Origin of the sequence: uncultured Metabacillus sp. (genome assembly GCF_947503125.1) — a bacterium.
Taxonomy (GTDB): Bacteria; Bacillota; Bacilli; order Bacillales; family Bacillaceae; genus Metabacillus.
Genome location: NZ_CANNCR010000011.1, coordinates 108,191 through 133,261 on the forward strand (window position 1 = coordinate 108,191; position 25,071 = coordinate 133,261).

At 36.5% G+C, this 25,071-nt stretch carries 17 protein-coding genes; all 17 read left to right on the top strand.

Annotated features, from left to right (window positions below):
* Positions 1-166 precede the first annotated feature (166 nt).
* On the top strand, positions 167-499 hold the full coding sequence (locus Q1B07_RS10445; RefSeq protein ID WP_299092419.1) for a KGG domain-containing protein: 333 nt from the start codon (positions 167-169) through the stop codon (positions 497-499).
* A gap of 272 nt (positions 500-771) precedes the next feature.
* A complete protein-coding gene (locus tag Q1B07_RS10450; RefSeq protein ID WP_299092448.1) occupies positions 772-1,491 on the top strand; it encodes a YqcI/YcgG family protein in 720 nt (239 codons plus the stop codon).
* 247 nt (positions 1,492-1,738) lie between these two features.
* On the top strand, positions 1,739-2,926 hold the full coding sequence (locus Q1B07_RS10455; RefSeq protein WP_299092418.1) for a glycerate kinase: 1,188 nt from the start codon (positions 1,739-1,741) through the stop codon (positions 2,924-2,926).
* Entirely contained in the window at positions 2,923-4,371 is a 1,449-nt protein-coding gene (locus tag Q1B07_RS10460) for an SLC13 family permease (protein ID WP_299092417.1), read from the top strand. Before Q1B07_RS10455 ends, Q1B07_RS10460 begins: the two co-directional genes overlap by 4 nt.
* Positions 4,372-4,625: 254 nt before the next feature.
* Complete coding sequence (locus Q1B07_RS10465; RefSeq protein ID WP_299092416.1) at positions 4,626-5,687, top strand: LLM class flavin-dependent oxidoreductase; 1,062 nt, start codon at positions 4,626-4,628, stop codon at positions 5,685-5,687.
* Between the two features lie 34 nt (positions 5,688-5,721).
* Positions 5,722-6,321, top strand: a complete 600-nt coding sequence (locus tag Q1B07_RS10470; RefSeq protein ID WP_299092415.1) for an NADPH-dependent FMN reductase — start codon at positions 5,722-5,724, stop codon at positions 6,319-6,321.
* 554 nt (positions 6,322-6,875) lie between these two features.
* On the top strand, positions 6,876-8,699 hold the full coding sequence (locus Q1B07_RS10475; protein WP_299092414.1) for a heparinase II/III family protein: 1,824 nt from the start codon (positions 6,876-6,878) through the stop codon (positions 8,697-8,699).
* 387 nt (positions 8,700-9,086) lie between these two features.
* On the top strand, positions 9,087-9,704 hold the full coding sequence (locus tag Q1B07_RS10480) for a DUF624 domain-containing protein (RefSeq protein WP_299092412.1): 618 nt from the start codon (positions 9,087-9,089) through the stop codon (positions 9,702-9,704).
* Positions 9,705-10,094: 390 nt separating this feature from the next.
* On the top strand, positions 10,095-11,036 hold the full coding sequence (locus Q1B07_RS10485; RefSeq protein WP_299092411.1) for a carbohydrate ABC transporter permease: 942 nt from the start codon (positions 10,095-10,097) through the stop codon (positions 11,034-11,036).
* Positions 11,037-11,077: 41 nt separating this feature from the next.
* A complete protein-coding gene (locus Q1B07_RS10490; protein WP_299092447.1) occupies positions 11,078-11,884 on the top strand; it encodes a carbohydrate ABC transporter permease in 807 nt (268 codons plus the stop codon).
* Between the two features lie 131 nt (positions 11,885-12,015).
* On the top strand, positions 12,016-13,371 hold the full coding sequence (locus tag Q1B07_RS10495) for a sugar ABC transporter substrate-binding protein (protein WP_299092410.1): 1,356 nt from the start codon (positions 12,016-12,018) through the stop codon (positions 13,369-13,371).
* Positions 13,372-13,530: 159 nt separating this feature from the next.
* Positions 13,531-15,360, top strand: a complete 1,830-nt coding sequence (locus Q1B07_RS10500; protein WP_299092409.1) for a sensor histidine kinase — start codon at positions 13,531-13,533, stop codon at positions 15,358-15,360.
* Complete coding sequence (locus Q1B07_RS10505; protein ID WP_299092408.1) at positions 15,353-16,963, top strand: response regulator; 1,611 nt, start codon at positions 15,353-15,355, stop codon at positions 16,961-16,963. Before Q1B07_RS10500 ends, Q1B07_RS10505 begins: the two co-directional genes overlap by 8 nt.
* Positions 16,964-17,089: 126 nt before the next feature.
* A complete protein-coding gene (locus Q1B07_RS10510) occupies positions 17,090-18,217 on the top strand; it encodes a glycoside hydrolase family 88 protein (RefSeq protein ID WP_299092407.1) in 1,128 nt (375 codons plus the stop codon).
* A 61-nt stretch (positions 18,218-18,278) separates the two neighbouring features.
* Positions 18,279-20,135 (top strand): DUF2264 domain-containing protein, encoded by a 1,857-nt coding sequence (locus tag Q1B07_RS10515; RefSeq protein ID WP_299092406.1) that lies wholly within the window; start codon positions 18,279-18,281, stop codon positions 20,133-20,135.
* A gap of 684 nt (positions 20,136-20,819) precedes the next feature.
* On the top strand, positions 20,820-24,617 hold the full coding sequence (locus Q1B07_RS10520) for an S-layer protein (protein ID WP_299832709.1): 3,798 nt from the start codon (positions 20,820-20,822) through the stop codon (positions 24,615-24,617).
* A 202-nt stretch (positions 24,618-24,819) separates the two neighbouring features.
* The coding region (locus Q1B07_RS10525; RefSeq protein ID WP_299092403.1) for a LacI family DNA-binding transcriptional regulator at positions 24,820-25,071 on the top strand (252 nt) is incomplete at its 3' end.

Sequence of the window (25,071 nt, forward strand, 5' to 3'; positions counted from 1 at the left end):
AAAACTTAAAACGGTGAATGAATAGAATCTAGAAATAGACTTATATAAGCCAAAAGTAACAGATTGCTATTTTTAAAAAATTAATGGTTTATCGTACGGACAAGACGGTTATAGTTACACTAAGTCCGAGAGGACAACACAAAATTTTACAAGGAGGAAATTAAAAATGGCTAAAAACAATGATGATAAAAAAATGACAGTAGAAGAAGCAGGTCGTAAAGGTGGAGAAGCAACATCAAAAAATCATGATAGAGAATTTTATCAAGAGATCGGAAGAAAAGGCGGAGAGGCGACTTCTGAAAATCATGATAAAGAGTTCTATCAAGAGATTGGAAGAAAAGGCGGCGAAGCGACATCCGAAAATCATGATAAAGAGTTATATCAAGAGATTGGAAGAAAAGGCGGCGAAGCTACATCTGAAAATCATGATAAGGAATTCTATCAAGAAATTGGCGAAAAAGGCGGCGAAGCTCGCAGCAAGCAAAGGAATAATGACTAACCCTTCTTATTAAAAAGGTTAGATTAGGAAGAGGTTGACTCACCGAAGGGTCAGCCTCTTCGGTTTATTAAAAGGTAAGAAAGCATAAAATTTGAACCTAGTTTTAGTGTCTAGCTCCAGCGCCTAGCCCCTCTAGGGTCTAGCCACTCATGAATTGAAGGCAAAGAACGCCTTCTATTCATGACCGTCTTATTTGCTCTAGGCTGATCAAGGTGATTGCACTTTTCTTAATAAACAATCAAAAATGAGGTGAGAAAAAATTGAAAACAAAAATGGATGTATTGTTAACAAAAGATGATATGGTAAACGAAGAGATTGTTCCGGAATGGGTGATTAAGGAATATAAAACATTCAATGAAACAGTAACAGATCCGACTTTTCCTTGTTATTTTGGAATGAGTGCGGAGAAAAAGGGAGAACTTCGTTATTCATACATTACACATGATGATTGGTCACATCTCCCTGATACCATTCAACGGTTTATCAAGCTGTTTGATTCTCCAAAGCTTGTCCGTCACGGCTTATTTCTTTTCGTAGAGCCTGAAAAAGAAGAGAAATCGATTACCTATTATCGAAACTATTTTTGGCGAATTCTGCAATACTTACATAAAAATGATGATAAACCGTGGCCAAAGGATATCCCCTATGATCCCGACCATCATCTGTGGGCATTTTCATTTGCAAAGGAACCATTTTTTGTTTTTGGAAATGCACCAGCTTACAAACAGCGGAAAACAAGGAATTTAGGAAACAGTCTTGTTTTAGGTTTTCAACCGCGCCGTATTTTTGAGGGATTAGAGGGAACCTCAAAAGGAGGGGCGATGTCTAGAGAAAAGGTAAGAGAACGTGTGGAAAAATGGGATCAGCTGCCGAAGCACCCAAATATCAGCCATTACGGTGATCCTGATCATCGCGAATGGAAACAGTATTTTATTGGAGATGATGCGAAACCAATGAAAGGTAAATGTCCGTTTCATGACTTTGTTAAATAAGTTAAACGAAAAAAATTATGATGGCAAGAAAAGGCGGCCTTTGATTCAGCAATGAGTGGAAGGTCGTCTTTCTTTTACAATTCGTCCATTAGTTAGATTGTGAAGTTCAGTACAAAGTTAAATCACTCTATTGATCTTCTAATCTAACTTTTCTTTTTTTCTGCCTGATTTTTCATCATCCTCTCATGAGCCTTTCATTTTCTAATAGTACATTACAAAGAAATAAAGTTTTTGGGAGGAAAGTTAGATGAAAATTGTGATAGTACCCTCAGGATTTAAAGAATGCTTAGATGCAGAGGAAGTAGCGTTAGCGATGGAGCGCGGTGTAAGACGCTTTGATCCGTTGATCGATTTGGACGTAATCCCGATGATTGATGGTGGCGAGGGATTTGTGAAGACAATCGTTCATATAAAAGGTGGAGAATTAGTTTACAGAAAAGTGACAGGGCCAGTCGGCAGACAAATTGAAAGTTATTTTGGGGTATATGGAGAAAATGGCAGGCGTACGGCTGTCATTGAAATGGCAGCGGTTTCCGGTTTAAAGCTCATTCCTCGTAATAAAAGAAATCCTTTAAAAACAACGACTTATGGTGTGGGAGAGTTAATTTTGGCTGCACTTGATAAAGGTGTTGATCACATCTTAATTGGCTGCGGTGATTCTGGTACGTCAGATGGAGGGGCGGGAATGGCGCAAGCTTTGGGGGTTCAGTTTAATGATAAGAACCAACGAATCGTTGAGATTAATGGCGGAGCGGATTTGTTAAAGGCTGCTTTAATTACAACAACTCAATTAGATCGACGATTACATCGTGTTTCAATCGATGTTGCATGTAATTGGAAGAATATTTTATGCGGGGAAAATGGGGTAGCTCGTGTTTTTGGACCGCAAAAAGGAGCAACGCCAAAACAGGTTGAACTATTATCGCAAGCATTGGAGCATTATGCTGCTTTAATTCAAGAAGCGGTGGGGCTTGATGTCCGTTCCATGCCAGGCAGCGGCGCATCTGGAGGATTAGGTGCAGGGCTGCTTGCTTTTACTGGAGCTACCTTACATCCTAGATTTGATCTTATTTTAGACTACATAGAAATAGAAGAAAAAATTTCTGCAGCAGATCTTGTTTTTACCGCAGAAGGAAGTATAGATTTCCAAACTCCAAATGGGAAGATCCCTGCTGAGGTTGCGCGGATTGCGAAAAAAAATAACATCCCGGTCATTGCCATTACGGGAACAATTGGGAAAGGGGCAAATGTCAATTATCAAGCAGGCATAGATGCGTATAGCAGTATTATTCAAAAGCCAACCTCCTTAAAAAAGGCAATGAAAAAAGCTCCAAAATGGATTGAAGAAAGTACGGAGTCTGTTTTGAGGCAAATTGCGATTGGCTTAGGAATTGCCCAGAGAAAGCTCCCTCGTGAAGGTGTTTATCATAAATGATGACAAGAATGGAGAGGCATAGTGCAAAAGAACACCCCATTAAATTAACGATAAATAATCCATCAAAGTCAGTTGTTATTGGCAGTTTGCATGTACTTATTTTAATCGTCATTTTCATGATTGATGGCATTAACTATCAAGCAAAAATCGCGTTATTTGCGTTTTTATCGGCGATGATATTTTGGATGGCGACAAAAATTCCTGCAGGTTTTGTCGCCCTATCCCTCATAGTCTTTATCATCATCATGAATGCCGGAGAAGCGGATTTGTTATACCAATCCCTGTCAGAAGAAGTTGTATGGCTAATGATTGGCTCTTTTATTATAGGGGAAGCGGTGAAGGAGTCCGGGTTAGCAAACCGTCTAACCTTTTCTCTCTTAAAAAACCAGAATACAAAAAACAATGTGCTTCTTGGAGTATGTTCCGTATTATTTGCCTCAGCATTTCTTATTCCGTCCACTTCCGGTCGGGCAGCATTATCAATGCCGATGATTCATCAGCTTAGTCAAAAATTTGCGGCTTCAGAACAAAGGGTGTTGGCGATTATGACACCGGTCATCATTCTAATGAGCACTTCAGTCACGCTGATCGGGGCGGGCTCGCATTTGATTGGAGTGGGATTACTAGAAAGTACTGTGGATCAATCGATTTCTTATGTTCAGTGGCTTATCTGGGGAGTACCGTTTGCGTTAGTGATGACGTTTCTTTCCTTTCTTATCATAAAAATTTTTCTTTGGCCGATAGACGGCTGGCAGGAAATAGGTCATAAAAAACGTGAAGAAGAGGGAAAACCTAAAGAAAAGATTAATGGGAAAGAAAAAAAGACAATGATTTTGGTATCTCTTTTGGTTGTATGCTGGATGACAGAAAGCATCCATGGCTATGATCTTGCCTTTATTACGATGGTAGGTGCTGTTTTAGTAATGACACCCAATATGGGAATCATTAGCTGGAAACAAGGGATAAAGTCGATATCGTGGAATTTAATTTTATTTGTTGCTGCGGCAACGGCACTGGGGAAAGTTTTAGTGGATACAGGTGTAGTCAACTGGATGGAAAAAAACATGCTAAGTGTTTTGCATTTGTTTAATGATGCTCCGGATTGGTTTATTGTACTGATGATTTTAACCGTCACGGTAACAAGTCATTTGTATATTACTTCACATACAACACGTGCCATCGTCTTTATTCCAGGATTCCTATTAATCAGTGAAACAATCGGTGTAAATCCTTCTGCCGTTGTTTTTCTTAGTTTAATAGGGATGAACTATTGTGTAACTCTTCCTGTCAGCTCCAAAGCATTGCTGCTCTTTTATGAAGATGACAATATTTCATATGATGCACGTCATTTAGTAAAGCTAAGTGCCATATTAATGCCGCTTTATCTGATGGTGATAATGGTCTTCTATTTTACTTATTGGAGGTGGATGGGGCTGCAATTATAAGTTGGAATGAGGGATAGAAAACACTAGATACAGTAAACACTGTTACTAGTGTTTTTATTATGCTTTTCATCAAGTAAAGTGGATAACTTCATAGATTTAAAACAATTTAGTTACTTGACGAAAATTAATTATAAAAGTATAATAACTTACATAAAGTAACTAACTTTTAACTATCAATCGACTGTAGGAAAGCAGATCAACTTAGACGAAAATGTGCAGATATAGAGAACTCGCAAAGAGAGGTAATTGCAGCTATGCTAGAGCAGAATTCCGGGATCGAAATTGGCCTCTATACTCTTGGAGATATTGGACCTGATCCGAATACCACCCAGACAATTAGTGCTGGGCAAAGGTTAAAAGAGATTATCGAAGCGGCAAAACTTGCTGATGAGGCTGGACTGGATATTTTCGGGGTAGGTGAACATCATCGATTAGATTATGCGATATCAACTCCCTCAGTCGTTTTGGCAGCCATTGCTCAAAACACAAAAAGAATAAAATTGACAAGCGCAACAACCGTGTTAAGCACGATTGATCCTGTTCGTCTTTTCGAAGATTTTGCAACATTAGATTTACTTTCGGATGGACGTGCGGAAATTATTGCGAGCCGTGGAGCATTTGTTGAATCTTTTCCTCTTTTTGGCTTTAGCACGGATGACTATGATGCCCTGTTTTCGGAGAATATTGAGTTATTTTTAAAGCTAAATGAAAACGAGAGAATGTCATCTTGGCATGGTCACTTCCGCTCCTCATTAAGGGATGCCGAAATAGCCCCCAGACCTTTACAGAAACAGCTGCCAATTTGGGTCGGTGTCGGCGGTTCGCCGGAAAGTGCAGCCCGGGCTGGCAGGCTCGGTGTCGGGATGGCTGTAGCGATTCTTGGTGGTGATCCAGCAAGATTTAAACCATTGGTCGATTTGTACCGTCAAACCGGTAGCGAAGCTGGGCATGCTTCTGAAAACCTCAAAGTTGGGGTGACAGGGCATGGGTATCTTGCAAAGACAACCGAACAAGCGAAAGATGAATTCTACCCGTACTATTCAAATTATTGGTCATACGTAAACCGTCAACTCGGGATGACGGGCAGGATGTCAAGAGCAGACTTTGACCAGCTGACAGGAGGGGATACGGCCTTGTTCGTAGGCAGTCCGCAGCAGATTATCGAAAAAATCCTGCACCAGCATGAACTGTTTGGACACCAGCGTTTTATGGCACAGATCGATATCGGCGGGATTCCGTTTAAGAAAATAGCTGAAGGCATTGAACTACTAGCAACAGAGGTAGCTCCAATAATTCGTAGGGAAACAAGAAAGTAAGTTTGTTAGGAGAAATAGGTTAGGTGGTGAAAGCATGGGTTTTTTAAATAAACTATTTGGACATTCAACAAAGGAGGAAGAAACAATGGCAAATGAAAAATTAACGATTGGAATTATTTTAGGAAGCACACGTCAAGGTCGCGTAAGTCCGCAAGTAGGTGAGTGGGTAAAGAGCATTGCCGACAAACGTGGGGATGCAAACTATGAAATTGTTGATATTGCAGATTTTAACTTACCGTTTTTAGGAACAACTGATGGAACAGAACCAGGAATTGCAGCGTGGAACGAAAAACTTTCCAGCTTAGATGGCTTCGTATTCATCGTTCAAGAGTACAATCACAGCATAACAGGAGCTTTAAAAAATGCCTTAGATTTTGCCCGAGAGGCATGGAACAACAAAGCAGCAGGAATTGTCAGTTATGGTTCAACCGGCGGAGCACGTGCTGCTGAGCATCTACGCGGTATCTGCGGTGAATTAAAAATTGCTGATGTTCGTACACATCCGACCTTATCCTTATTTACAGACTTTGAAAATGGCTCTGTATTTAAACCTCAAGAATTACATCTTACTAATGTCAATGTCATGCTTGATGAAGTAGTAGCATGGAGCGGTGCGTTGAAACCATTAAGATAGGATAGTATGAGAAAGGCTGTCAAAAGGTGACATAGCTATTTATAAATTACATTATGACACTGTGATTCTAGAGAATCAGAGTGTTTTTTTTTGCTAATGCCTATTTTTGAATGTGCCATTATGTTTATTGAAGGGCGCTTTAGTGATCATGGACACTGGTATAAAAGGCAAGTGCCTGTAGTGGAGCTAGCTATTTAACATAAAATTTAGTTTATTAGAATGTCACTCGTTAGTATGACAATGAATTGACAAGAACTTTTATAAATTATATAGTGAAACTGCAACCGGTTTCATGGCGGATGTCGAAAAAGTGAAAAAAACATTTCCTTATAATATAGCAAAATAAGTTAATGTTTCTCCAACAAAGTTTCACGAGTTTTAAGATCATACGAGAGTCGTCGAAGGAATGTAAGGAGTAGGTTTCAATCTCATAAACTACTTTATTCTTTCGGCTTTTTTAATAGGCTAGTGTTAGCCAAAACAACTTATGAAATTAGTAGGACATTTAGAGGTTACTGAAGAACAAATATAAGAATGAGGTGTCCATTTTGTATATGAATTCTGAACAAATAAGAAATGTAATAGACAATAAGAAGAGTTCGCTTCTGTTTTCAAGCCAAGAAGAACAAGATATTTGGTTCGAAACGATAAAGAAAAAGACTGCTTATCAGCCTTTGCTTGAAGAAATTAGGGTCGAGGCGAATAGGCTGCTAAGTGAACCTTCTCAAGAATTAACGTTTTCCACCTTTACTATATTTAGAGATACAGGGGCACGTCTTGAATATGAAAAGGCATATTTTGCAAAAAGAAGACGGCTTAACACCTTTGTCATTATGACTTTGTTGCAGCCGAAGCACTCAGAGTACTTGGAAGAGCTACAAAATATGATTTGGTCAATATGTAATGAGTATACTTGGTGTTTACCTGCTCATTTAAAAAATAGTCCTGAGATGGCTACAAATAGTAAGGGATCAATTTCTCAGACTTTACAACAACCTACCTATTCAATTGATTTATTTGCTGCTGAAACAGCGTTTACCCTTAGTGAAATTTTAAAGTTAACAAAGAATCTTCTTGACCCTTTACTTCAGAAACGAATGGTAGAGGAAGTGTATCGAAGGGTTTTCTTACCATTTTGCCATCAACCTCCATTCGAATGGGAAACATCGACACATAACTGGTCTTCCGTATGTGCAGGTTCAATTGGTTCAGCTGCTTTACATATAATCGAAGATGAAGAAATGCTTTCAGCTATATTAGAACGTGTCTTAAGTAGCATGAACTATTATTTAAAAGGATTTAATGATGATGGTGCTTGTATGGAAGGGTATGGTTATTGGCAATATGGCTTTGGATATTATGTGTATTTTGCGGATTTACTTAAGAAAAAAACAAATGGAAAAATAGATTTGTTTGATTCAGAAAAAGTCCACCAAATTGCCCTTTTTCAGCAGAAGTGCTTCCTATATAAAAACCAAGTTGTTAATTTTTCAGATTCTGTTCAAAAGGCAACGATCTTTTTAGGTCTTAGCCATTATTTAAAAAAGATCTTTCCAGACGTTGAAGCTCCTGAAATAGACCTTCGAGCTTCATATACTGAAGATCATTGCAGCCGATGGGCGCCAGCATTGAGAAATTTACTATGGTTTGATGAACATGAAGAAGGCGTGCCATGGCAAAATAATACGTACTATCTTAGAGACTCACAATGGTTTATATCAAGAAATGATCATTCTGTTTTTGCCTGTAAAGGTGGTCATAATGATGAACCTCATAATCATAATGATATTGGCCACTTTATTTTGCAAGCTTATGGTGAAACATTTTTAAGAGACTTAGGCAGTGGATTGTATAGCGCAGCTTATTTTAGTGAAGAGCGTTATACACTCTTATGTAATGGCTCACAAGGGCATTCTGTCCCAATCATAAATAATCAATTTCAAGCAGCGGGAGCAGATCATTTTGCGACTGTAAAGAATGTCTCAATAGCGGATGATATAGATACTTTCGAAATCGATATGGCAAACACATATGATGTTAAATCATTACAAAAGTTACAGAGGAAATTTTCATGGAATAAGGATGCTAAACCTGAACTGATTTTGCGAGACACATACCAATTCTCTGAGCAGCCAGATTCAATTGTTGAACGATTTATTACTCCTTTCCTTCAAATGACGGAAGATCATGAAGGCGTCATTTTGAATGGGAATCAAAAAATAAAAATAAAATATAACCGTGAACAATTAGATTTAATTATAAGAGAGGCAGAATTTGTCAACCATTTCGGTGAAAAAGAAGATTTGTTAATGTTGGATTTTGCTGTGAAGAATCTAAGCGATTCTGTTCAAGTAGAAATTGTATTTCAAGTTTTATAAAGTTGAAAACAACTGAACAAGTAAAAAATTTTATCTAAGGATGAAATAAAAAAAGCCATCAATCATTTGGAAAATTTAAATGAGTTGCTCGACCATCACAAAGAAAATGATCTAATTCTGAAAAGGTATATATCGTTCTAAAGGCAGATGTTGAGTATTTGTTAGGAAGATCAAAACAGATCTCTTAAGCATTCGATCAACAAATAAAAAGTGGCGAGAAGGCTCCAATCATTTTATGGGCTTCTCGCCTTTTTTGGATTTAACTACATTCAGCTACTTTTAACATAGTAAAAATATTGTCAAAGAGGTAAAAAAAATACATACCCAGAGGGAACAACTCAATCTAAAATAGTCATTATAACATTCTCTTTAAATGGAGGAGATAAAATGGAGTCAAATGGTTGGACGGGAGGCTTATTTCGAATCTGTGAATGGGTGACTAGACTTGCTTATATAAATTTGCTATGGGTATTTTTTACATTTGTTGGGTTTATTATTTTCGGTTTAGCTCCATCAACTGTTGCTTTGTTTTCCATTGTAAGAAAGTGGATTATGGGTGAGAAAGATATTTCTATATTTTCTTCCTTTTGGTCAATTTATAAAAGGGAGTTAAAAAAGGCTAATAAATTATGGTTTTCATTAGTAATCATTTTCTTTTTTATGTATATTGATTGGGTATTAATCAATTCGATGAGCGGATTTCTTCATTATTTTCTTTTAGCATGCTTTATACTAATAGCTCTCTTGCTTACAGTTGTTCTCATTTTTATTTTTCCTGTGTATGTTCACTTTGAGGGAACGATTCTCCATTATTATAAATCTGCACTACTATTAGGAACATCTTTTCCCTTCCGCACGATCCTTATGGGCATTGCAATAGGGACATGTATTCTCGTAGGCTTATTGTTCCCAGGTGTTGCCATTCTCTCTTTTGGAAGTGGTCTAAGTTTTGTTTTAATGTATGTTTCTTATTCTATTTTTACCACTATTAAACCAAGTGTTTAACTTAAATGTAAAATACACTCTGAACTCTTGTTTGCTTCAACGGGAGTAATGAGTGTTTTTTTTATTTTAAGCTGATACCAGTAAATCTTGTTGCATTTGATATATCAACGAAATTCCAATTTAATCGGCGATATTCAAGAAATATCAGCGGAATTCCAATTTATCAGCGACTTCAAGATTAATAACGTTATGTATAAATGCACATTAATCCTCATAAAAGTAAAAAATTTACTATAATAGTGGATACTTTTTAACTGATCATTCATAAGTGAAACATACAATTTTTTCTCAAGAAGTAAAAATTATTGCAAATCTCATCAAAATACTGTTAAGTGTTCAGGTCTTTTATTTTTTATAATAAATCCATATTACAAGATGAGGTGATGACCTATGAGTTCAAAGGTGGAGACAGCTACTGCCTTAAAGGTACTAAAAGAAAGGAAGAGAAAGCCATCAGTTGAAAGAACTGAAAATCTGGCAGGTTTTCTATTTGTATCACCGATGCTTATTGGTGTTTCAGTATTAGTTTTACTCCCAATCTTTGCAACCTTTATTTTAAGTTTTGCTGATTGGAAATTTATACAGAGTATTGACCAATTAAAATGGGTGGGTTTTGAAAACTTTAAAGACTTAATGGGAGATAAAGTATTTAAAAAGTCACTTCTAAATAATGCGATTTTTTTATTCACTGTACCAATTTGTATGATCATTTCCTTAGTGTTAGCCGTTGTTATTGATAAAAGCGTTTACATGAAGAGTTTCTTTAAAGTAGCATTTTTCATGCCTTATATTTCTAGTGTTGTCGCAATTGCAGTTGTTTGGCAAGTATTATTTCACCCTTCTGCTGGACCAATTAATCAAACATTGATGTCTTTGGGGATTGATGATCCTCCGAAATGGATAGCAGACCCGAATTTTGCCTTAATTTCAGTTATGTTAATTCAAATTTGGATTTCAGTAGGCTTTAATTTAATTATCTACATTGCAGGTCTTCAATCGATTCCAAAAGAACTATACGAAGCTGCAGAAATGGACGGAGCAAACTCATGGATAAAATTTCGTCAAATTACATTTCCGATGGTATCTCCAACATCATTTTTCTTACTAATAACTGGAATTATTTCTACATTTAAAGTCTTTGATCTAATCGCCGTTTTAACAAAAGGCGGTCCAATGCATTCAACAAGTATGCTTGTTTGGCACTTATACGACACAGCATTTGTTAACCTGGATATCGGATATTCTTCAGCGATGGCGGTCATTTTATTCTTTATCGTATTCTTAATTACCATATTTCAATGGATCGGTCAAAAGAAATGGGTTAATTATTGAGGGGAGGAAACGTTGTGACAAAGCAAATAAATCTACAAAAGATGATTACAACCATTATTGTTTTTTTAGTCAGTATCTTATTTTTATTACCATTTGCTTGGATGTTGTCTACATCCTTTAAAATCGAAGCAGATGTTTTTACATTTCCGATTCAGTGGATCCCTAAAAGATGGAACGGCTTTAATAATTATAATGAAGTATGGTTTGGAGATTATCCGTTCTATATCTACTATTGGAACTCAATAAAAGTAGCGGTAACAACAACTATCATTTCTTGTATCGTCTCTGCATTAGCAGCATACGGGTTTTCCAAGGTGAATTTTCCAGCAGGTAAATGGCTGTTCATCATTGTTTTAGCAACTTATATGGTTCCACCTCAAGCAAGCTTAGTACCTCAGTTTATTTTATATCGTAATATCGGTTTGTTTGATAGTCATTTAGGATTGATTCTATTAGGAAGCTTTAGTGTTCTTGGTACATTTATGCTACGTCAGTTTTTTATGGGGATTCATAATGAGTATATTGATGCGGCAAAAATTGATGGTGCCGGCCACTGGAGAATCTTTTGGTCGATTGCATTGCCGATTGTTCGTCCAGCAGTTGCAACCTATGCCATTTTAAGATTTATCTGGACATGGAATGATTACCAAAATCCGCTTATTTTCTTACGTACGGATGCACTTTACACCATTCAGTTAGCGATGCAGAAGTTTACGACAATAAATGGAGAATTTTATTCACTTATCATGGCAGCCGCAGTGTCTGCAATCCTTCCACTATTAATTATTTTTATTATAGGTCAAAAGCAAGTTATTGATGGTATTGCGCTTGGCGGAGTAAAAGGGTAAATTTTAATAGATTAATGTCAAATATTTATTAATATAGGTAAAATTATTTACATTTCATAGTGAAAGCCCTTTGCTATAATTCGGTTTGTAAGGGCTTTCTAAGTTGATTTGCTAATAAAGGGGGAAATAAAATGAAGAAAAAGATCTTATCCACTATTTTTGCATCAACCATCCTCTTGGGCGGTTTGGCTGGATGCTCAGGTGGAAGCGGAGAAAGCACATCAGGGGCAGAAAGCAACAAGAATGAAGAGGCTGTTACGATTAAATTCCATACACATGGCAATGAAGCCAGTTATAATTGGAAAAAAACAATTGCAGCCTTTGAAGAAGAGTATCCAAAAATTGATGTAGATTTAGTTATCCTAAGTGAAAAAGGAGATACTCAAGAAGCCACTCAAAAACTAGATTTAGCAGCTGCATCTGGAGAGCAACTAGATGTATTAATGTTTAGTGATCCAGCAAGCTATGCACAACGAGTAGAATTAGGGATGGTAGCACCGATTGATGAATTTATTAAAGAAGAGGGCTTTACAGTTTCTGAAGAATATAAAGTTGATACAAAATTAAATGATGGTTATTACGCTCTTCCAGGGAAATTTAATCCTTGGTATGTATTACTAAATAAAAATCATTTAGATGAAGCAGGGCTTGAAGTTCCAACAGACTGGACTTGGGACGAGTTTATGGAATACGCGAAAAAGCTAACAACCGATAAACATTATGGAACCTATTTCCACGGCCCGCAAGGTGATAGTTGGATGGAATACTTAAAACTGGCACTTGCTAGTGAAGAGGATAACGTAGACTTTATTAAAGCAGATGGGACGTCTAACATTGATAGTCCACTGTTCCGTAAAACATTAGAAATGCGTGTGAAAATGGAAAAAGAAGATAAATCCTCAACTCCATATACAGATATTATGTCGCAGAAGCTTCATTATCGTAACCAATTCTTTGGGCAAGACGCTAGTACCATTTTAATTGGAAGCTGGATGAATACAGAATTAGGTGGAACAGATCAGTTCCCGCTTAACTTTAATGTAGCTGTTGCGCCATATCCAAAGAATGAAGCTGGTGCTGAAGGTGGATACACTCCTGTAACAACTGACTTTATGTCGGTTGCAGCAAATTCTGAGCATAAGAAAGAAGCATATACATTTATTCGTTGGTACACAACAGAGGGACAAATTGTTCAAGGTAAAAACATCCCATCTTGGAATGGTGTAAGTGACGAAGATTTTGGGTCAATTATTGACGGAATTTTAGCAGGGACTGCAAATCCGGAAAAGGTAGATCAAGAATCATTAGTGAATGTATTGAAAAATGCAAAATCTTCAAAGATTATTCCACCTGTGTCCTATCAATCTGAAATTAATAAAGTAGTTGGTGAAGAGTACGAAAAGTTAATTTTTGGTGAGCAGGATATTGATGAAACGATCAAAGCAGCTCAAGGACGTGTACAAGAAATTATTGATAATAATCAATAAGATTTGAAAAATAATAATGTTGGGGCGTAAACCGTTTCCGCCCACATCTTTTTCTTTATACTATCTCTAATTTTTATTTTCTGATAGTATAAGAAAAACTGAAACCTCGCTCAAATGCCTTGGCGAAATTTCAGATTTTTCTAGATGAGGAGGTTGGTTATGTGGAATCGGATACAGCAAAGGCTGGCGCCCCGTTCTTTTCGTTTTAAGGTTATTTTGATTTCTGTTATATGTTTAGTGCTTCCAGCAGTAATTACATTATTTATAAATAGTTATTTAACAAAAGATGCGATGAAGGAGCAAGCCATTTCAAATGCAAATCGAGAATTAAGATTAGCAAATGAATATGTGACAAAGTTGTTCGAAGATATGCTATATGTGGCAAATTTTGTTCAACTTGATTCAGAAATAAATACAATATTAAAAAAGAATGCAAAAATGGGTACTGAAAAAGCTGAAAGTACCGTTCCAGGTGAGCAATATCAGAAATATCTGGATGATCGTAAGGTAACCAAAACAATTGAAAATATCACATTAGTTGGTGAAAAATCATATGTTACGATCCTTCTTAAAAATGGTAAATCTTATTCAAATTACCCTGTAAGTGACTATGATCCAAAGAAGTTGATAAAGGAGCCTTGGTTTAAACAATTAGATCATGTTTATGGGTATGAAGCGATTTGGATTGGGAGTCAGCCAACTGTTTTTAAATTTGAACAAAGCAGCAGCCCTTACCAAATCTCAGTTGCAAGAACGCTAAGAGATTCTAATTTTAGTATATACGGTTATGTAATCGTTTCAATTATGGAAAGTAAAATCAAACAAGCCTTTGAAAATATGCCTGGTAGTGAAGAAATGATGATACTCGATTCATCAAATAAAATTCTCTCCCATCAAGATAACGAAATGATTGGTCAAATGTTCCCGTATTCAGAACAAGTGAACAAGAAAAACTTTTCAAATATCATTGAAATTTCAAATGAAAATTACCTTTATGCTGAACATCAAATTCCTTATACAAAGTGGAAGCTTATTTCAATTAATCCATATAAACAGGCAATTCTTAAAATAAACTCAATTTTTAATAAAATATTTTTCGCGCAATTGATCTCATTTGTCATCTTCTTTTTTCTCTTAACATATTTACTTCAAACGATTACAAAGCCGCTTGTCCATTTAGGAAATGTTGCGACAACTGTGCAAGGCGGTAATTTAAATGTACGTTCAAATTTAAAAAGTAAAGATGAAATTGGAAGGCTTTCAAACTCTTTTGATCAAATGCTTGATCGAATTAATGACATGATTAAAGAAATAACAGAAACCCAGGTAAGAAAACGAAAAACAGAATTTGCTATGTTACAGGCGCAAATTAACCCTCATTTTCTTTTCAATGTTTTAAATTCGATTCGAATGAAAGTGATGAGAAAAGGTGACTATGAGAGTGCAGAAATGATTAGTTCTTTATCTAAACTATTACGAATGACGATCGATAAGGATAAAGGAATGATTTCTTTTAAAGAAGAAGTTGAGATTGTAATAGATTTTGTCAAGATCATGAATATGCGTCAAAAAGAAAAGGTAACATTGGAAATAAATGTATCACCAGCTGCTTATTTGGAAGAGATCCCACGATTTATTTTACAGCCAATTATTGAGAATTCAATTATACATGGGTTAAATCAAAGTGCAGGAACGATTTCGTTAGAAGCGTTTGTCAATCATAATGATTTTGTTATCATGATTGAAGATAGTGGGCAGGGAATGAATGAAGAGAGATTAAATCATGTAAGAAAAAACTTAAGTATTAAAACAGAAACAATTAATACCCTAAATAAAAAAGGTTTCTCAAGCATTGGCATATCCAACGTGTATGAACGAATGAAGATGACCTTTGGTGATGCATTTAACATGCAAGTTTCTAGTATTGAAGGAAAAGGGACAAAGGTTATTATGTTTGTTTCTAGAGGAGGTAACAGATCTTATGTATAAAGTGATGCTAGTTGACGATGATTATCCTGTACTAGAGTTGTTGTCTGAAACGATTAAATGGGAACAACTGGGGTTAAAACTTCAAAGTATACATGAAAATGGTGCTAGCGCGCTAGAGTATGCCTCAAAAGAAATGCCAGACATATTAATAACCGATATTGGTATGCCCAAAATGAACGGAATTGAATTAACGAAACATATAAAAGCACAAAATCCGAATATACAGGTATGTGTTCTAACTTGCCATAATGAATTTGAGTTTGCACAGCAGGCTTTAAAGTTAAACGTACAGGATTATATCCTAAAAGATACTCTAAATCCTGATGATTTAGCGATATTATTAATAAAATTAAAGGAAAATCTAGACAAAGAAAGTGCAAAAAAACAAAAGGAATTTAAATTAGAAACGATCGTTGAGAGAAATCGAGAATCGATGAAACGGGATTTTCTGAGAAAGACAATCTACCAACCAATTTATAATGAGAAAGAATGGTATAAAGAAGCCTATTCTTTAGGCATATATTTAAAGAATCTATCATTTATTCCTGTGTTATGCTTTGTTCAAAATTTCCGTTTAGCAAAGGAAGCCTATATTTCTAACGAAACATTAGTCTTTTCCTTACAAAATGTGATTGGGGAAGTGCTAAGAGAGTATAACAATGGTTCAGTGCATATTACTTTCGGAGAGAAAGATTCATTTATTCTTTTTTCATATCGTTCAAGCTTAAAATCCGACAGCTTCGGCATAGCTACTGAGTGTATAAGTAAAATTCAAAAAGCTGTTTTACATTCTTTGAATATTTCACTGTCATTTATCATTGGTGATGTCTTTGATAGCCAGGAAGCCTTTAGATCAGAACTAGAACGTTTATTAAAAAGTACAAATCAACGTTTTTATATGAAAAATGGCGAAATTGCCAAAAAACAATCTGAAATGAAATTATCTGAAGGCTTATTCTCATGGTATGACGAGGCATATGTTGAAATAAGACAGCTGATGATAGAAAAGGATAAACAGAAAGTTGTCCCTACTGTGACAAAGTGGACAGGAATCTTTCAGGAGAAAGAATATCCTGCTGAGGCTGTAAAGGATTGGGTGTTAAAGCTTTTATTAGATCTAAAGGTGAAATTAAAAACGCTTCAGTTTTTTGGGACAAACTATTCTGATGATGTTCTCCACGAAGAGATCCTCGGAATTGATTCATTAAATGAGTTAAAAATATGGTTAATCAACTATTTTGATTCGCTGCTTTCTGCAGTAGGTGAAATTACATCAAAATCACGACGAAAAGATGTCGTTGAAGCTTGTAAATATGTTGCACTTAATTTGGAAAAGAAAATAACGCTAGATGAAGTTGCTAGCTATCTTTATTTAAATCCAAGTTACTTTAGTCGATTGTTTAAAAAAGAAGTCGGAGAAACGTTTGTAGAGTACGTGACCAAAGCCAAGATGAATCGAGCAAAAGAATTACTTGAGCAAACAATTGATCCAGTAGGAAAAATATGTGAGAGATTAGGCTATGACAACCAAAGCTATTTCATCAAAGTATTTAAAAATTATGTAGGTGTGACTCCAATTGAATTTAGAGGAGAAAGAGTGTAACTTGAAATTTTCATTAATAGAGAAGGAGTTTAGTAAGTTTAATAGAACGTATGAAGATGTATTTTTTCTTGATTTATTATGTAAGGGCTTTATTTTATACTGCTAATCTAAGAAAAAGGTGAGATGATGATGAACAATTTAGAATGGGTAGATGAAGCATGGTCTAAGGTTAACTCGAAGATTGATCGAACGAGCAAAAAAATCGGGGCAAATTTTCCACATGCAAGTGTAAATGGCACTTATCAATTAGAAGAGCCTTTCTGGTGGACAGCTGGATTTTGGCCAGGGTTACTTTGGTTAGTCTATCGTGATTCGAAAGACGAGTCCCTAAAAAAAATAGCAGAACAATGTGAAGAAAAATTGGATAAAGTCATTACGGATTATTATAGGCTTGACCATGATATGGGTTTTATGTGGACATTAACAAGTGTTGCAAGATATAAGCTTCTAGGCGAAGAAGATTCAAAAAGGCGTGCTCTTTTAGTAGCCAATTTACTTATGGGAAGGTTCAATGCTCAAGGAAACTATATCCGGGCATGGAATCCTTGGCATGAAGGTGAAGATAATTCGGGATGGGCAATCATTGATTGTTTAATGAATTTACCGCTATTATTTTGGGCATCAGAGGTTACAGGTGATCCAAGATATGGTCATGTGGCCAAGAAGCATGGAGAGACAGTGCTGTCAAACTTTATCCGCAAAGATGGTTCTGTTCATCATATTATCAGGTTTGACCCAGAGAGTGGTGAAAGGATTGAAGCTATTGGCGGGCAAGGCTTTGCTCCTGAATCTGCTTGGTCGAGAGGTGCATCATGGGCAGTCTATGGATTATCGCTTCTATATAAACATACAAAAGAGGATAAATATCTACAAGCGGCAAAGAGTGTATCACATTTCTTTATTGCGAATTTACCAGAGGATTATGTACCTCATTGGGACTTCAGGCTTCCAGAAGGAGTAACTAAATACCGCGATTCCTCTGCAGGAGCAATCGCGGCATGTGGATTACTGCTTCTTGCTAACCAAGTAGCCCCAACAGAAGCTGAAATTTACGAAAATGCAGGTGTTAAGATTCTGAAATCCCTATACGAAAATTATGGTGATCTTGAGAACCCTAATCAGGATGGCTTGATTCTTAGTGGTACTAGTCATTATCCAGAAGGCAAAAACATTGATGTACCATTAATTTATGGTGACTACTATTTTGTAGAAGGACTTTCTATTTTAAAAGGTCATGAAGAGTTATTTTGGTAATGTAAGTGAAAGATAGAATAGACAAATGATGTAGTGACGAAAAAGGAGTGAAACGATTCAGATGCTTGCCAGTCATAGACCTATTACAATGAATCCGATTAAAACAAGAGAAGATCTAAGTGAACTTCTAAAACAAATCTGCAATCCATTAAAACCTTATTACAGTAAGGGGTTTGCTCGCCTAAAGCTGGGAAACACAAGTGCTGCATACGCTGATTCGATTGCTGAATTTGAGGGCTTTTCCAGGGTGTTATGGGGACTAGTTCCATTTTTTGCAGGTACTGATGAAGAATATGAAATATGGGACATGCAGCTTCAAGGGATAAAAAATGGAACGAACCCTAATCATGATGAATATTGGGGAGATATAAAAGATTATGACCAGAGAATAGTAGAAATGGCTGTGTTTGGATTAGCGCTTTTACTTATTCCTGAAAAGGTATGGGAACCTCTTAGTGATGAAGAAAAAAGTAATTTTAGTCATTGGTTAAGACAAATTAATCGCTACAAGGTTTGGGACTGTAATTGGCTTTTCTTCCCTGTTCTTGTTAATCTAGGTCTCAAACATGTAGGCGAACCTTATTGTCAGGAGATAATGGAGGAAAATTTAAATCGTATCGACGAATTTTATCTATCTAACGGCTGGTATTCAGACGGTATCAATGGACATTGTGATTACTATGTTCCTTTTGCAATCCATTATTATAGTCTTATTTACGCCAAAGTAATGGAAACAGAAGATCCAATTCGTTCCCAGCAGTATAAAACAAGAGCTGAAGTGTTTGCTAAGGATTTTATTTCATGGTTTTCATCTGATGGTTCTTCTATCCCATATGGAAGAAGCCTTGCCTATCGTTTTGCCCAGTCATCATTTTGGAGTGCTGCTGTTTATGCTGAAATTGAACCTTTTTCATTAGGTGTAATGAAAGGGCTCATTCTTAGAAATTTACGCTGGTGGTTTAAGCAGCCAATGTTTAACGACTCTGGCATTTTAACAGTAGGTTACACTTATCCTAATCTAGTAATGGCAGAAAACTATAATTCTCCTGGCTCTCCTTATTGGGCATTAAAAACGTTTTTACCGCTAGCATTAGATGAAGAGCATCCATTTTGGAAGGCTGACGAAGAATCACTTCCGGAACTGGGGAATACTTCTATTCAGAAGGAACCACATATGGTCATTTGCAGGGACAAGGATTCTGAACATATACTGGCTTTTAACTCTGGTCATATGTCAACAAATGAACATACACATACGTCTGCAAAATATGAAAAATTTGTTTATTCGAATATTTTTGGTTTTAGTGTTCCCAGAGCTGAGTGGGGTCTCTCTCAAGGGGCGTTTGATTCGATGCTGGCTTTAAGTGAATGTGATAACCTCTATAGGGTGAAAAGATACTGTGAGGAATTTGCTATAGAGGATCAATTTATTTATACAAGATGGAAGCCTTGGCATGATGTTGATGTAAAAACATGGCTTGTACCAGGTACTCCATGGCATATACGTATTCATTGTATTCAATCAAGCAGACTCTTGGATGCAGCTGATGGCGGATTTGCATTAGGAATAGAAAATAAACATGTGAAAGCTGAAATGGAAGCAACTCAAAATAAAAATGAATGCTTAGCTAGAGTTTCATGGGGGGCAACCGGGATTAAAAATCTATATGGAGATGGGAATGCAGAGCTTATTTATCCTAATTCAAACACTAATCTCATTAACTCCCGTACTGTTATTCCAACAATTAAAACGAGAATTAATCCTGGCACTAGCTGGCTGGTAAGCGCTGTGTATGGTGAGCCAACAATCGGTAAAGGTTTTGAAAGTAGTTGGGAAGATGTTCCCGATGTAAGTGTGACCGCAGAAAAAATGATTGTCCGTTTACCAAATGCACAAACAATTACAATAGTAATCTAAGCAAAAGATTGATCCATTAAGATGAGAGTTTTTCATTTAGAATCATTATGTAATTGCTATGATCCTGTCTCGGTTATGACTGAGACGGGATTTTTTGGTCCCTAGGAGATTTTTAAACAGTCAAAGATGTAAAAAAAAGATTAAATGAGGTCAATAAAATGTTATTAAAAATGAAAGGTAATATGAAATAATGAAAACGCTAACAAAAATATTATCCGAATACTCAGATGGAGGGTTAGAACTGATGAAGGAGGTCCTGATTCAGCTAACATAAACATCCTTTTTGATAATAAAGGGGGGGTTTATTTTTTTGTAAGATTAGTAGTTCAGCTGGAGGAAGCACCGTTATTATCGGCGAATAGCTGGGGGTATCGGCGATTTTCCAGATATATCGGCGGAAAATCGAAAATATCGGCGAATTTCCAAATATATCGGCGGAAAATCGAAAATATCGGCGATTTTCAAAATATATCAGCGAAAAACTGAATATATCAGCGATACCCAAGATTTTACGGCGGAGATCATCAGAATATCAGCGAAAAATTGAGAATCGGCGCTATTCAAATTTATATCAGCGATCTCTCAGATCTATCAGCTAATCAAGCAAATTTCGGCGAACTCTAAATGCAAACTGAAACTCTATGTAAGCAAAACGATTCAAAGTTTTAGCGAAGGGATGGAAAGATGATGCTAAGAAAAAGATATAGAAAATTCATCGGATTTTTATGTGCTATGGTCTTGCTCGTTGGTTCTGTTGTCTTTATCGAACCAAATGAATCTAAAGCTGAAGTTGTCACAAAAACCATTACAATCGATGGAAACAATGTAGATAAATATAACCGATTCAAAGGGTTTGGAACGGTTACAGCTAATAATACATCTCGGCTGCTTTTAGATTATAAAGAAGAGCACCCGAAGAAATATTGGGAAATCATGAATAAACTGTTTAACAAAGCTACTGGGGCTGGATTAACTCATGTCAAGGTGGAGCTAGGTGCTGATGTTAATTCATCTTCTGGAACTGAGCCTGCCACGATGCGTTATGTTGATGAACCAGCAAATGTGCTCAGAGGAGCAGGATTCCAATTTGCCGCTGATGCTAAATCTATCAACCCTGATATTACGACCGAAATTTTAAGGTGGGGTGAGCCGCGTTTTTCATGGAATGGGGCGGCCAATAAGGATTACGAAAATCGTTATCAATGGTATAAACAAACAATCGATGCAGTATATGAGGAGTATGGCTTTAAACTAGATTATATTGGCATTTCTCAAAATGAAAGAGCAATAAGTGGAAATAATAAAATAGAAGTTGATTGGCTGAAATACTTCACTTCGAAGATTAAAGAAGAGCCAAATTATGAAGCAGACTATAAACATATTAAACTTGTTGCGGCAGATGGCTATCGTGATACTGCATCCATAAGTCGTGTACTGCTTAATAATCCAGATTTAATTGATGAAATTGATGTAATAAGTGCACACTATGATTTAAATGGATCAAATGAGCTTACGCAATTGCAAAACAAGTTGATTGCTGACGGAAAGAAACCAAAAGAGGTTTGGATATCTGAAGGTGTTTCACCAATGATTAATGCTCGGTACCGAGAAAATATGGAACCGCATTATAATGGAATTGGAGGAAATGTAGGGGTTGTCGATGTCATTTCAAGGATTATTTCGATCTATTCTTGGACTGGAGAAACCAAAAATCCATTGAATGCTGTTTCATTTGATTTCCAACCTTCTGTTGCAGCATTTTATCAAGGTGCACAATATAATCCAAAACATCTAATTAGTGCTTTTGATCCGTGGTCTGGTTTTTATGAAGCAGACGGTGGGATACAGGGTGTTCGTCATGTGATGAACTTTGTTGAGCATGATGATCGCACAACCGCAGAAAACGAGCGCTGGATGTACGTCAAGGGAGCTACCTATAGTGACGGTGCTGAAGGTGATGGCGGAGTTAAGGTCGATACGAGTACGCATAATTATATGACGTTAAAAGATCCTGAAACAAACGACTATACAACCGTATTTACAAATAATACAAATGATACGCGTAAGTATACGATTAAGGCTACAAATCTAGGTGGAAAAGAGAATGCAAAAGTCTATGTATGGGAAACACGCGGACCAGATGATGGTGATAATTATGATGCAAACTGGTTTAAAAATATCAATGTCATAACACCAGAAGATGGTGAATATGAAATTGAAGTGAAACCTTATTCCATTGTGACGATCTCTACATTGGACAAGGAATCTGAAGTTGAAGATTTTGAATATAAATCAAATCCAGCTGATTTATCAAAAGACACGATCATGCCTTTACCATATAAAGATGATTTTGAATATAAAAAATATAAAAAAGATGATCAAGGGAGAAATTATGTTGAGCGTCGCGGAGGCACTCCACGTTATACGACTGACCAGATTGGTGCCTTTGAAGTTGTTGAAAATGCAAGCAAGCAGGCAGCTAGTGGAAGTGCAAAACGTGTAGATTTAGAAATTCCAAATGAAGAAGCTCATGGAAATATGCTGCAACAGAAAATAGCTCATGACATTATTGGAGCAGATTGGTCCGTTTGGGGTGGAACAGATGGATCAGAGTCTGGTGTTAATCCACACACCGTACTTGGTGATTTCCGCTGGGTAAACTATAAAGTTTCCTACGATTTCTTACTTGATACTCATACCCTTGAAAAAGAAGGCAGAAGTAACTATGCCTTAATTGGAGTACGTCAAGTGAAAGCAGGTTGGGCAGATTCGAGTGCACCATACAATGCACGTGTCTATTCAGATGGTAGATACGAAATTCATAAACTTGGCGATGTTGTAGAAGAAGGTACAATTGAAGGATTTGATAACACAGTTTGGCATAATTTAGCGTTTGAAGCAAAGGAAAATGTATTTACACTTTATCTTGACGGCAAAGAAATAGCTGCTTATAAGGACGAAGATTCAACTGTAATGGCAGGAAGAGTTGTGCTGGGATCTGGTTATTATGAAACCCTTATCGATAATTTACGTATCGATCCAATTAAAGGTTATACCTATAAATCAGATAAATATGACAATGCTCAAGGTAAGAAATATGAAACAGAAGAAGAAGCTTTAAACAATACTGACAAATGGAATCCGATTGGTTATATTGGTGATTGGAGTTATACACAAGCCGGGTATGCACACCATAACCGTACCCAAATGACGGCGAAAACAGATTTTCCTGTTTGGAATGGAATAACAGTAGGATTCAGTGACTCAACAACGGTACGAGGGACCTTGAACAAAGTGTTCTATTCCGGTAATTGGTCATCGAACAGTGCAAATGCCTGGGGATCAGCGGGTGCTTCCTTTGAAATAACCTTTAAGGGAAATGAAATCAGGTTGTATGGTGAGACAAATCCATCAAATGGAACTGCAGATGTTTATTTAGATGGCCAATTAGTAGGCGAGGCAAATTACGTGAATAATAGCTCTATTGAACAGGTTGTTTGGTCAGCAGAGAATCTTGAAGAAAAAGTACACACGCTGAAAGTTGTAGCAAAAGACAAATATACTAGCTTTAGCAAAGCAGAAATAGAGACGAATGATCCTTTAGCAATATTAGCGGTCGAAAAATTAGCAGCAAATGATCTTGTCAAACTATCAGATGAATCACTAATTGGGAATGAAGAAAATACGGTGTATGCATTTAGAAAGAATAGTTCTTGGGGCTCAAATACGACCAATGCATGGGCGAATTTTGATGATGATCCGTTCCTTTTGATTAACTTCACAGGCTCAGGTATTGATTACCTTGCCGGAACCGGAGTAAAGTCGAAATATAACTTCGAGCTTGATGGGGTTAATATGGGCGACTTTGGTGTAGGAGCAGACGGTGTCATGTATTCCGTTAGAGGCTTGGAAGAAAAACCACATACCCTAAAGGTATCGCTGAAAGACAATGAAAGAAAAGAAACTTTTATGGATTATCGCGGGGTCAATATTTACAGTACACCTAAAGAAGGCAACAGCAGTATGATCTTCGATTTTGAAGGCTCAGGCTTCAATTTATTTGGAGCGACTCCAGATGCAATGATAGACGTCTATATTGATGATCTATTAATTGATGAAGATGTTAGAGTTTATTCAAAAGGTGATAGACAAACCTCTTACCACATCCGCGGCCTTAAGGACAGCAAACACAAGGCTAAAGTTGTTGTGAAGGCCGGTACTTTCGTATTGGACGGTATTGATGTTATTACCGGAAGAAATAAAGTTGAGGTCAACAAAGATCAATTACAGCAATTGTATGATGCAAATAAGGATAAAGATCATAAAAACTACACAAAAGAAAGCTGGAACACCTTCCATAAAGCATTAACAGAGGCAAAGGCTGTAATAAAAAATCCTCAAGTCACACTAGAGAAGGTTGCTGCTGCAAAAACATCCTTACAGGCAGCAGTTGAAGGTCTAACTGAACAAACAAGTGAATAAATTAACATTGTTTATTTAAATGAAAAAACCCGGGAGATAAGCAGATGAAAAATCTGCTTATCCTGGGTTTTTGCTATTTTCTCACAGAATAATTTTATGTATGACTTGGTCAATTAAATCCCATTGCAATACGTTTCTTTAATAAAGTAAAATGAATATGGAACTGATTTCATATTTATATTTTACAGTGGAGTGATCGAAAGTGGCTACAATATCAGATGTTGCAAAATTATCAGGATTATCAAAAACAACTGTTTCACGTGTGATAAATAATCATCCTTATGTTTCGGATAAAAAGAAAGAATTAGTGCTAAATGCAATGAAAGAGCTTGGTTATACACCTAATCCATCTGCTAGAAGGCTAAGAGGACAGTTAATGATTATTGCAGTTGAAATGAGCCACTTATGCGGAGTTTTGAGCCAGTCATTGCGGAGAAAAGAGCCACCCTTTGCG

Bases quoted from the DNA above. Each gene is read 5' to 3' on its own strand.
- Q1B07_RS10455 (WP_299092418.1), top strand. From the start codon at position 1,739: ATGAAAATTGTGATAGTACCCTCAGGATTTAAAGAATGCTTAGATGCA.
- Q1B07_RS10495 (WP_299092410.1), top strand. From the start codon at position 12,016: ATGAAGAAAAAGATCTTATCCACTATTTTTGCATCAACCATCCTCTTG.
- Q1B07_RS10500 (WP_299092409.1), top strand. From the start codon at position 13,531: ATGTGGAATCGGATACAGCAAAGGCTGGCGCCCCGTTCTTTTCGTTTT.
- Q1B07_RS10450 (WP_299092448.1), top strand. From the start codon at position 772: ATGGATGTATTGTTAACAAAAGATGATATGGTAAACGAAGAGATTGTT.
- Q1B07_RS10470 (WP_299092415.1), top strand. From the start codon at position 5,722: ATGGGTTTTTTAAATAAACTATTTGGACATTCAACAAAGGAGGAAGAA.
- Q1B07_RS10490 (WP_299092447.1), top strand. From the start codon at position 11,078: ATGATTACAACCATTATTGTTTTTTTAGTCAGTATCTTATTTTTATTA.
- Q1B07_RS10515 (WP_299092406.1), top strand. From the start codon at position 18,279: ATGCTTGCCAGTCATAGACCTATTACAATGAATCCGATTAAAACAAGA.
- Q1B07_RS10520 (WP_299832709.1), top strand. From the start codon at position 20,820: ATGATGCTAAGAAAAAGATATAGAAAATTCATCGGATTTTTATGTGCT.
- Q1B07_RS10505 (WP_299092408.1), top strand. From the start codon at position 15,353: ATGTATAAAGTGATGCTAGTTGACGATGATTATCCTGTACTAGAGTTG.
- Q1B07_RS10445 (WP_299092419.1), top strand. From the start codon at position 167: ATGGCTAAAAACAATGATGATAAAAAAATGACAGTAGAAGAAGCAGGT.
- Q1B07_RS10480 (WP_299092412.1), top strand. From the start codon at position 9,087: ATGGAGTCAAATGGTTGGACGGGAGGCTTATTTCGAATCTGTGAATGG.
- Q1B07_RS10510 (WP_299092407.1), top strand. From the start codon at position 17,090: ATGATGAACAATTTAGAATGGGTAGATGAAGCATGGTCTAAGGTTAAC.
- Q1B07_RS10475 (WP_299092414.1), top strand. From the start codon at position 6,876: ATGAATTCTGAACAAATAAGAAATGTAATAGACAATAAGAAGAGTTCG.
- Q1B07_RS10460 (WP_299092417.1), top strand. From the start codon at position 2,923: ATGATGACAAGAATGGAGAGGCATAGTGCAAAAGAACACCCCATTAAA.
- Q1B07_RS10485 (WP_299092411.1), top strand. From the start codon at position 10,095: ATGAGTTCAAAGGTGGAGACAGCTACTGCCTTAAAGGTACTAAAAGAA.
- Q1B07_RS10465 (WP_299092416.1), top strand. From the start codon at position 4,626: ATGCTAGAGCAGAATTCCGGGATCGAAATTGGCCTCTATACTCTTGGA.